The organism is Arthrobacter sp. 10N418, assembly GCF_056394725.1.
Map to the genome: position 1 here is coordinate 214,150 of NZ_JBFTIK010000004.1, position 9,156 is coordinate 223,305.

Genomic DNA, 9,156 nt, shown 5'->3' on the forward strand with positions numbered 1-9,156 from the left:
CGCAGGTTACAGCGCCGGCTGCACCCCGAAGGCGACCGCGAGCTTCATGATCTTCTCGGCGCGGCCCAGGCGGGGCAGGTCCGAGCCATCACGGATCACGCGGCCGCTGGCCTCGAAGTCGGCCATGAAGTCCGTGGCCCAGGCGACGTCCGACGGAGTGGGGCTGATGACCTCGTTGATCACGTGGGTCTGGTCGATGGCGAGGCAGAGCTTGCCGGTCATGCCCATCATGACGGTGATGCCGGTCTGTTCGCGCAGGATGGGGTGGTTCGTTCCCACGGTGGGTCCGTCGATGGGGCCCGGCAGGTTGCCGACCCGGCTCGCGACGACCAGCTTGGCGCGCGGGTAGGCCATTGCCTCGGGGGTGGCGGCCATGCCGGTATCGCGGCGGAAGTCGCCGGAGCCGAAGGCCAGCCGGAAGGCGCCCTGCGCCCTGGCGATGTTGTTGGCTTCCTCGATGCCGACGGCGGACTCCACAAGGGCGATGACCGGCGTCTTGCCGTCCATGCGGTGGTAGCTTTCGGTGACCTGGTCGGCGGATTCGGTCTTCGCGAGCATGACGCCCAGAAGGCCAGTGGTGCCGCGGAGGCCCGCGAGGTCGTCGGCCCAGAAGGGGCTGGTCGCGTCGTTGATCCGGACCCAGGCGGTGCCGCCGGCGGTCAGCCAGTTCACGACGTTCTCGCGTGCGGCGTCCTTCTGGGAAGGGTCCACCGCGTCCTCGATATCCAGGATGATGGCATCCGCGCGCGACACGGCTGACTGGTCGAAGAGTTCGGGCTTCATTGCGTTGACCAGCAGCCATGAGCGGGCAATTTCGGCCGGGATGTTGCGCTGGGGCCGGACGGAGCCGGCGGTGGTGGTAGACGTCATGCATCTACGCTATCGGCACAGGGGTGCCTCCAGCGAAGTATTGCCGCCGTTCGGGCCGACCAATACGACCAAAATCACGTCCGGCCCCAGGGAAACAGGCCGCGGCTACGGGATGTTGCTGCCCCGCGCCGTAACCCAGAGCCGATACCACTCCGGCCGTGTCATGGCTGCAGCGACGTCGGCGGCGCCGGCACAGGCCCGGATGCGGTCCGGGTTGGCAGTGCCGATCACGGGGGCGATTCCGGCCGGATGCTTCATCAGCCAACCGAGCAAAATCGCCTCCCCTGTTGTCTCCTTCTCTTCTGCCATGGCCGCCACGAGCGCCGCCGTGGCAGTCTCCGCAGGAGTGGGTTCGGCCGCCGGTGCGCCCGTGTACAGCCCGCGGGCCAGCGAGCCGTAGGCCTGGACCGTAATCCCCTGCCGGACGCAGTGCTCCACGGTCCCGTGCGGGAAGCTGTGGTCCGTGCCGTCCGCGTGGTTGACCAGCACGGTGCTTTCGAGCCAGGCCCGCTTCAGCAGGCTCATTTCCAGCTGGTTGGCGATCACGGGGGTCTCCAGGCGGTCCTGCAGCGCCTCGATCTGAGGCCCGGACATATTGGACACGCCCAAGGCCCGCACCTTGCCTTCGGCCATGAGTTGTCCGACGGCGGACGCCACCTCGGCAGGGTCCATCAGCGGATCAGGGCGGTGCAGCATCAGCACGTCCACGTAGTCCGTGCGGAGGCGTGCCAGGCTTTCATTCACCCGCTCCAGGATGGCGTCCCCGCTCAGGTCGTAGTAGCCCTCCAGCCCCTGTTCGTTGAGCCGGATGCCGCACTTGGTCTGCAGCCGGATCTTCTCCCGCAGGCCGGGAGTCTGCGCCAGCACCTCGCCGAACACGGATTCGGCCTTGCCGCTGCGGTAGATGTCGGCGTGGTCGAACAGCGTGATGCCCGCCGCCAGGGCGGCGGCGATGGCGGCGGCCGCCTCGTCCACGTGGGCGGACGAGTACGGTTCCTCCGACCAGCTGCCGCCCAGGCCCATGCAGCCGTAAATCAGTTCCTGGACAGGGAGGACCTCCTGGACCGGACTCACCGCAGCCAGACGGTGGTGTCGGCCGGCAGCAGGCTGCCGTCCAGCGGGCCGCTGCTAACGAGCACTTCGCCCGCGGGGAGCTCGACGGGCCCGGAACCGAAGTTGGTCACGGACTGCCAGCCGCCCGGTCGGCTGAAGTGCAGCACGTCGGGGCTCTCCGTGGTGTGCCATTCGAGCCCTTCCGGGCCCTGCAGTTCGCGGCGCAGCTTCAGCGCTTTGCGGTACAGCTCCAGGGTGGATCCCTCGACGCCGTCCTCCGCCTCCACGGCGTAGCGGCTGAACCAGGCCGGCTGCGGCAGGTGGGCGCCGCCGTCGCCGAAGCCGAAGGAGCTGCCTTCCGCGGTCCAGGGCAGGGGCACGCGGCAACCGTCACGGCCGATCTCGACGCCCTTGTTGCGGAAGAAGGTGGGGTCCTGGCGCTCGGCATCCGGGATCTCCGCGACCTCCTGCAGTCCCAGCTCTTCGCCCTGGTACAGGTACGCGGAGCCCGGCAGGGCGAGCATGAGCAGGCTGGCCGCGCGGGCCCGGCGCAGACCCAGTTCGGCATCCAGTTCCTCGGCCGGGGCGCCGGCCAGCAGCCAGCCCTTCCCGTCCTGGCCCTTGGCATGCTTGCCGCCGCCCTTGGGCAGGCCGTAGCGCGTGGCGTGGCGGACGACGTCGTGGTTGGAGAAGACCCAGGTGGAGGACGCGCCGGATTCCGTGGCCTCGGCGAGGTTCCGGGTGATGATTTCGCGGAACTCGTCGGCGTCGAAATCGGCCTGCAGGAGGTCGAAGTTGAAGGCCTGGCCCAGGCCCTGCGGGCTGGCGTAGCGGGCGCGGCGCGACGCGTGCACCCAGGCTTCGGCGACCGCGGTGCGCGGCGGGTTGTATTCGTTGAACACTTCGCGCCATTCGGCGTACACCTCGTGGACTTCGTCGCGGTCCCAGAACGGGTGGGAGCCGTCGGCGAAGCCGTCCGTGCCGGTGTTCGCCTCAGTCAGTTCCAGCTTGGACAGCAGCGGCTCGGTGAGGTCCTTGGTCAGGGCATGGGCGACGTCGACGCGGAAGCCGTCCACGCCGCGGTCGGACCAGAAGCGGAGCGTTTTGAGGAAATCGTCGCGGATTTCGCGGTTGGACCAGTTCAGGTCGGGCTGTTCCTTGGCGAAGATGTGCATGTACCACTGGCCGGGGGTGCCGTCAGGCTCGGTGATGCGTTCCCAGGCCGGGCCGCCGAAGACGGACTCCCAGTCGGACGGCGGATTCTCGCCGTTCTCGCCCAGGCCGTCGCGGAAGATGTAGCGCTCGCGTGCCGCGGAGCCCCGGGGGGATGCCAGAGCTTCCTGGAACCAGACGTGGCGGTTGGAGGAGTGGTTCGGGACGATGTCCGCGATCAGCTTGATGCCGGCGGAGTGCAGCGCGGCGGACATTTCGTCGAAGTCCTCAAGGGTGCCGAGCTTGGGGTCGACATCGCGGTAGTCGTCGACGTCGTAGCCGCCGTCTGCCAGCGCCGAGGGGTAGAACGGGCTCAGCCAGACGGCGTCGATCCCTAGTTCCTTCAGGTACGGCACCTTGGCGGTGATGCCCTTAATGTCGCCGAGGCCGTCACCGTTGGAGTCGGAAAAGCTGCGCGGGTAGATCTGGTAAACCGACGCCTGGCGCCACCAGTTGGGGTCGGCGGCGAGGTCGGAACCGGACAGGGTTGCCAGCGTGGCGGTGTTGGACAAGGGGGAATCCTTCGGGGCTCGGGACTGGATCTCTGGTATTTTAGATACAAGCTAAATATATTGCTTGAACAATTATGTGTCCGGAGCCGGAACGAGGTCAAGACGTGATGCCGCAGGCCGCCACCGCAACCCCCCAGCTGTTGCGCCGGGTCAACGCCCAGGCAGTGCTGGGCCATATCCGCAGCACTGACGTCGCAACCGGCACGGAACTGATGGCCCGGACCGGACTGACACGGGCGTCCGTAATAGCCGTCTGCGAGGACCTGATGCGGCGCGGCTGGATCCGTGAACTGGACAGCCCCCGCGGGGAGCCGCAGGGTCCCGGCGGCCCCGGCCCCGCCGCCGGCGGCACCGGCAGCGGCACGAGCCCGAGGAAGGGCCGCCCGGCACGTCGTTTCGAGCTCAACCGGGATGCTGGCGTCGTACTGGGCATCGACATCGGCGCGGCCACTACAACGGCGGCCGTGGCGGACCTCCGCGGCACCGTCGTCGGGCGCGCCAGCGAAAGCTTCCGCGCGCGGGACATCCCCGCGGAAGAACGGATCGGCGTCGTGGACCGGGCGTGCCGCCACGCTCTGGCCGCCGCCGGGACGCACGCGGGCAAAGTGCTCGCCGTAGGTGCCGGCATCGCAGCACCCGTGGACCGCGACGGCAATGTCCTCGTGGCCCAGCACTTCTGGAGCCTGTTCGACGTCGGGCTCCGTTCCGCGCTCCGGGACCTGCACGGCTGGACCGTGCTGCTGGAAAATGACGCCAACCTTGCCGCGCTCGGTGAACGATGGCGCGGGTCCGGCGTGGGCGTGGACGACCTCGTTGTGCTCCTCGCTGGTGAACGCCTGGGCGCCGGTGTGGTGGAGTCCGGCCGGCTGCTCCACGGCCGCGGCGGTGCTGCCGGTGAAATGGGCTACCTCGACATGGTCGAGGGTGTGGGCTCCAGCGACGGCATCGCGAGCCTGGCCAGGCAGTGGTCCGCGGCAGCAGGCGGGCCGTCCGCCGGTGGCAGGGCCAGCGCGCGGCGGGTCTTTGAGGACGCGGCGGCGGGAGATCCTGCGGCGCTGCAGATCCTGGACCGGCTTTCCGAGCGGATGGCCCGCGTCATCGCCTCGATCGCGAGCCTGATCAACCCCGAGCAGGTGGTGCTTGGCGGCGCGGTCGCCGAGTCCGCGGGGGCCCTGCTTCCCGGCATCACGGCGCTGCTCCCCCGTTTCACGGCGACTCCCCCGCGCGTGACGGTGTCACCGCTGGGCGATTCCATCGTCACCGTGGGCGCCGTCCGCCATGCCCTTGACTACGTCGAGGCGAACGCCCTGGAACTGAAGCTGCCGCCTGCCGCGTGACCAGTGCGGCACCGTCACTCCGGCGGTCGGCCGGCGGCCCGGTCACTCCGGCATGATCATGGTGCGCAGGTCCAGCTGCCGCAGCACCCGGTCCGCAACCTCGGGGTCCATGCCCGGTTCGTTCCGTGCCCCCAGCACTTCCTGCCGGGCCGCGTCCAGCGCGATCGTCTGAACGGCAATAGCGAGTTCACGGCCGCGCCTGCGCTTCTCCCCCACGCATTCGTTCTTAAGGCTGCCGTCCAGCAGTTCGGCGTGCAGCCGGGTCATCTTCTCCTTGACCAGCGCCACCTTTTCCGGCGGCAGCTCCTTCATGAGTTCGTTGTCCTTGAGCGCCGCGATCGCCGCCTGCTGGGCGCGGCGGGCCAGGAGCCGGGCAGCATCGCGTTCCTCCGAGCCGTCCTCGGAAGCCTTCAGGACGCGCATCAGCCAAGGCAGCGTCAGGCCCGGCAGGACAAGTGTGGCCAGCAGGACCGCGCAGGCGATCACCAGCAATTCGCTGCGGGCCGGGAAAGGCGTTCCGTCCGCCAGGGTCAGCGGGAGTGCCAGCGCCAACGCCAGCGTGGCGAGGCCCCGCATTCCGCACCAGGTAAGAACCAGGACCTCCTTGGCGGAGGTGGGGCGCAGGACGTCCTTCCGGGCCCGCGACAGGCCGGACATCAGTGCCAGCCACCCGAAGCGAACGGCGAACACGAGCACGCAGACCACGACGGCGGCCCCGGCCATGCCGACGACGGCGCTGCCTTCCTCGCGGATCACCCGCCGGACTTCCAGCCCCACGAGCCCGAACGCCAGCCCTGTTATCAGCAGCTCCACCACGTCCCAGAAGGCGGTGCGGGTCACCCTCTCGGCGGCGTCCTGCGGCCGGGAGTGGCGCTGCATCTCCAGTGCGGTCACGACGACGGCGATCACGCCCGAGGCGTGCATCTCTTCGGCAAGGATGTAGGCGGCGAACGGCACCACGAGGGTGACGGCGCTGCGGGCCACCATTGACGTCACCAGCCGCGTGATCAGGTTCGTAAGCCAGCCCATGCCGATGCCTACGACCACCGCAATCGCTGCCCCCAGAACGAACTGGAGGACGACGTCGGAGGCGATCCTGGTGCCCGACACGGTGGCGGCCACTGCCGCCTGGAAGATCACAATGGCAGCAGCGTCGTTGAAGAGGCCCTCGCTCTGCAGCACGTTGATGAGGCGCCGGGGCATGTGGACGCGGCCCGCGATGGAGTCCACGGCCACCGGATCCGGCGGGGCCACCATGGCGCCGAGCGCGATCGCCGCCGGGACGCCGATGCCCGGGATCATGAGCCAGGCCGCGCCGGCCACCACCGCGGTCGAGATGACCACCAGTGCGACGGCGAGCATCAGGAGGGTGCGCCAGCGGACCCGGAACACGGCCCATGAGCTGCGCTGCGCGGTGGCGAAGAGCAGCGGCGGAAGGAAGATGGGAAGGATCAGCTCGGGCGGGATCTCGATCTCAGGGAAGCCTGGAATGAAGGTCAGCGAAGCCGCCAGAATCAGCATCAGCACCGGGTACGGCAGCCGGAGCCTGTCCCCCGCGCCCACGGCCACTACCGTGGCGAGCAGCAGCCCAACAATGAGTGCCAGCTGGTCCATATGGCGGGCTATCCCTGCTGCAGGGCTGCCGCAAGCGGCAGGGTGCCGTCCCGGAACTCGATGGTGCGCCCGATGGTTTGCGGAAGCCCGAGTACCGCGGCGGCAACAAGGGCTACGTTGGCCCGCGCCGTGCCGGTGCCGGCCGAGGGGTCCGCTGGGTCCACGTCGATCATTCCGTTGCCGGGCCCGTCCGTCAGGGCACCGGGTCCAAGGATCGTCCAGTGAAGATCGGTCGCACGCAGGTAGGCGTCCGCGGCGGCCTTGGCCTCGGCATAGGCGAAGAAGCCGTTGTCCGCAGGCACTCCATGGTCCGGCCCGGCGCCAAAGTAGGAGACCATGACGTAGCGACCGACGCCGGCCTCAGCCGCGGCATCCATGGAGCGGATTGCGGCGTCCCGGTCCACGGCGTAGGTCCGCTCGGGGCTGCCGCCGCCGGCACCGGCGGACCACACGACGGCGTCGTGGTTCCGCAGGGCATCGGCGAGCTCCGCCGTCGTCGAGTTTTCGACGTCGAGAACAGCCGGGGTGGCGCCGGTGGCGGCGACGTCGGCCGCCTGGTCCGGGTTTCGGATGAAGGACGTGACGTCCTGGCCGTCCTCCGTGAGGGTCCTGGACAGTTGTAAAGCCACTTTGCCGTGGCCGCCGATGATTGCTATTCGCGTCATGGACCCATTCTCTCCCACGCCGAACCCAACAAGCCCGCAGTTCAGCCGACTTGCTTGGCAAACGCCGGAGTGAGCCCCCGGATGACCTCCCTGTTCAGGTGATCGGCGTCGTAGTACACGGCGACTCCGCCGACGGCGGAGTAGCACTTGAGGTCGTCGCAAAAATACCCATGCAGATCCACAGGACGCACCTTGGGATTGTTCAGTTTCTGAACGGCGGCCAGAAGCGGGTCCGGCGGAAGTGCCTTGTCTTTGGCAGCAGCGCAGTTCACCGGATCCGCAGCATGGATGGCGAGACAGTCGGCGCTGCGGACGGCCCCGTTCTGCGGGGGATCGAAAATTGGCAATACGACGGCACCCGCTTCGAGCCAGCGCTTCCAATACTTGGAGAACCCTTCCGCGTATTGGACCAGCTGGGAGCGTCCGCTTGCGTCGTCGATCTGTTCCCCGGAGGCGAACATGCTGACGAAAACTTTGCTGGGCCTGTCCCGCTCAACTGCGGTCGCCACAGTTTGGCTCCATTTTTCGCAGCTTGCCTTTTTGGCCGGCTCGGCAACTTGACCTTCATAACCGCGGTACGGAGCATCCACAACCGGGCACCCCCCAAAGTAGCTCCATTTCAGCTTCCAGTGGCGCTCCTTGGCAATTTCGAATATGGCTGTCTGCCATTGCTGCGCGTGGGAATCCCCCACGAGCCAAACCGTCTCGGCCTTGGGGTCGCCGCCCGAGAGGTCGCACGAGGCAGGGTGGCCCGAGAGTCCGTCCTTGAGGGTGTTGTCATTGGTCGGACATTCGTCCGGGAACTGTGCGTAGGAGTTGGGTGGCCCCATATCGGGCAACGCGACAGGCCCGGTGAACGGATTGCCGCAGTCGTCCACGCGATCCACCACTGATGGCCCGTGGCATGGGTTGGCTGCCAGTCTCTCCGCCAGTGCACTGGCGTTGTCAGCCTTTTGAGCCCCCAGCACGCCCAGTCCCATTGCGACCAATGACACGGCGACCATGCCCGCACCCAGACGGAGGAAGATCGGGCCGGTTCGCCCGTCGCTCGCGCTCCGTTCAATCCACTTGTCTTCGACGAGAACTTTGGTCAGCCACGCCGCCACAATCGCGGAGACCAGCACCAGGAACTTGATGCCGGTGTTCAGGTCTGCTCCGGCGAGGTACGGCGCAACAACTATGAGCGGCCAATGCCACAGGTAAAGCGAGTAGGAAATGGTCCCCAAGAACTGGACCGGCCTTGCCCTGGTCATGCGGCTGTGCCACAAACGCTTTTCGCCCGACCCGGCGAGAATCACCAGTGCAGTTCCCGCCGCCGGCAGCATCGCCGTCCACCCGGGAAAAGGCGTGTTTCGGCCGAAAACTGCGGCGCTCGCGAGAATTAAGGCAAACCCGGCCAACGAGCCTAGATTTCGTGCCCTTTCCCCGAGGGCCCCCTGAGAACCAGCCAGCGCAACCAAAGCACCGATCCCGAACTCCCACACGCGGACCGGGGTCACGAAATAGGCTTCGCTGGGCGCAACGGCAGTGATGTAGACGCTGCAGATCAGGGTGCCTGCGGTCGCTACGCCTATGCCGACCGCGAGAACCGATTGCGACGACCTCCGCAGTTTCCGGGCAGCTGCGTAGAGGCCCATCAGCCCGAGCGGCCACAACAAGTAGAACTGTTCCTCAACTGAAAGCGACCAGAAGTGCTGTGCCACCGTCGCCGAGTCGTTCATCGCAGAGTAGTTCACCGATTTGGCTGTCAATGGCCAATAGTTTGTGCCCATGGACGGCCAGCAAAAATGCCCGCTGGTGGCCATGAAAACTGCCCGTTCATGGCCACCAGATCTGCCCACCGGGTGTTCGGCGGCGTTGGCCATGTTGGGATGTGGGTTTAGCTCATTGGCG

The 9,156-nt window shown here is 67.6% G+C and carries 7 protein-coding genes; 1 reads left to right on the top strand and 6 read right to left on the bottom strand.

Annotated features, from left to right (window positions below; genetic code table 11):
• Nucleotides 1-6: 6 nt before the first annotated feature.
• From AC1DCZ_RS05125 to AC1DCZ_RS05135, 3 genes are all read right to left on the bottom strand, one after another.
• Entirely contained in the window at nucleotides 7-870 is an 864-nt protein-coding gene (locus AC1DCZ_RS05125; RefSeq protein WP_476973628.1) for an HpcH/HpaI aldolase/citrate lyase family protein, read from the bottom strand.
• Nucleotides 871-975: 105 nt separating this feature from the next.
• Nucleotides 976-1,944 (bottom strand): aldo/keto reductase, encoded by a 969-nt coding sequence (locus tag AC1DCZ_RS05130; protein ID WP_476973629.1) that lies wholly within the window; start codon nucleotides 1,942-1,944, stop codon nucleotides 976-978.
• Nucleotides 1,941-3,647 (bottom strand): glycoside hydrolase family 13 protein, encoded by a 1,707-nt coding sequence (locus AC1DCZ_RS05135; RefSeq protein WP_476973630.1) that lies wholly within the window; start codon nucleotides 3,645-3,647, stop codon nucleotides 1,941-1,943. The genes AC1DCZ_RS05130 and AC1DCZ_RS05135 overlap by 4 nt, the downstream gene beginning before the upstream one ends.
• A gap of 107 nt (nucleotides 3,648-3,754) precedes the next feature.
• Here AC1DCZ_RS05135 and AC1DCZ_RS05140 point away from each other — a divergent pair, with 107 nt between their 5' ends.
• Entirely contained in the window at nucleotides 3,755-4,984 is a 1,230-nt protein-coding gene (locus AC1DCZ_RS05140; RefSeq protein WP_476973639.1) for an ROK family protein, read from the top strand.
• 42 nt (nucleotides 4,985-5,026) lie between these two features.
• On the opposite strand, the gene AC1DCZ_RS05145 is transcribed toward AC1DCZ_RS05140, so the two are convergent.
• The 3 genes from AC1DCZ_RS05145 to AC1DCZ_RS05155 form a co-directional block, all read right to left on the bottom strand.
• On the bottom strand, nucleotides 5,027-6,598 hold the full coding sequence (locus tag AC1DCZ_RS05145) for a Na+/H+ antiporter (RefSeq protein WP_476973631.1): 1,572 nt from the start codon (nucleotides 6,596-6,598) through the stop codon (nucleotides 5,027-5,029).
• 8 nt (nucleotides 6,599-6,606) lie between these two features.
• On the bottom strand, nucleotides 6,607-7,263 hold the full coding sequence (locus AC1DCZ_RS05150; RefSeq protein ID WP_476973632.1) for an NAD(P)H-binding protein: 657 nt from the start codon (nucleotides 7,261-7,263) through the stop codon (nucleotides 6,607-6,609).
• A 41-nt stretch (nucleotides 7,264-7,304) separates the two neighbouring features.
• Nucleotides 7,305-9,156 (bottom strand): acyltransferase family protein (locus tag AC1DCZ_RS05155; RefSeq protein ID WP_476973633.1); only part of this gene is annotated, 1,852 nt, incomplete at its 5' end.

Excerpts from the sequence above, each read along its gene's own strand:
- AC1DCZ_RS05125 (WP_476973628.1), bottom strand. The coding sequence starts at position 870 with ATGACGTCTACCACCACCGCCGGCTCCGTCCGGCCCCAGCGCAACATC.
- AC1DCZ_RS05150 (WP_476973632.1), bottom strand. The coding sequence starts at position 7,263 with ATGACGCGAATAGCAATCATCGGCGGCCACGGCAAAGTGGCTTTACAA.
- AC1DCZ_RS05140 (WP_476973639.1), top strand. The coding sequence starts at position 3,755 with ATGCCGCAGGCCGCCACCGCAACCCCCCAGCTGTTGCGCCGGGTCAAC.
- AC1DCZ_RS05145 (WP_476973631.1), bottom strand. The coding sequence starts at position 6,598 with ATGGACCAGCTGGCACTCATTGTTGGGCTGCTGCTCGCCACGGTAGTG.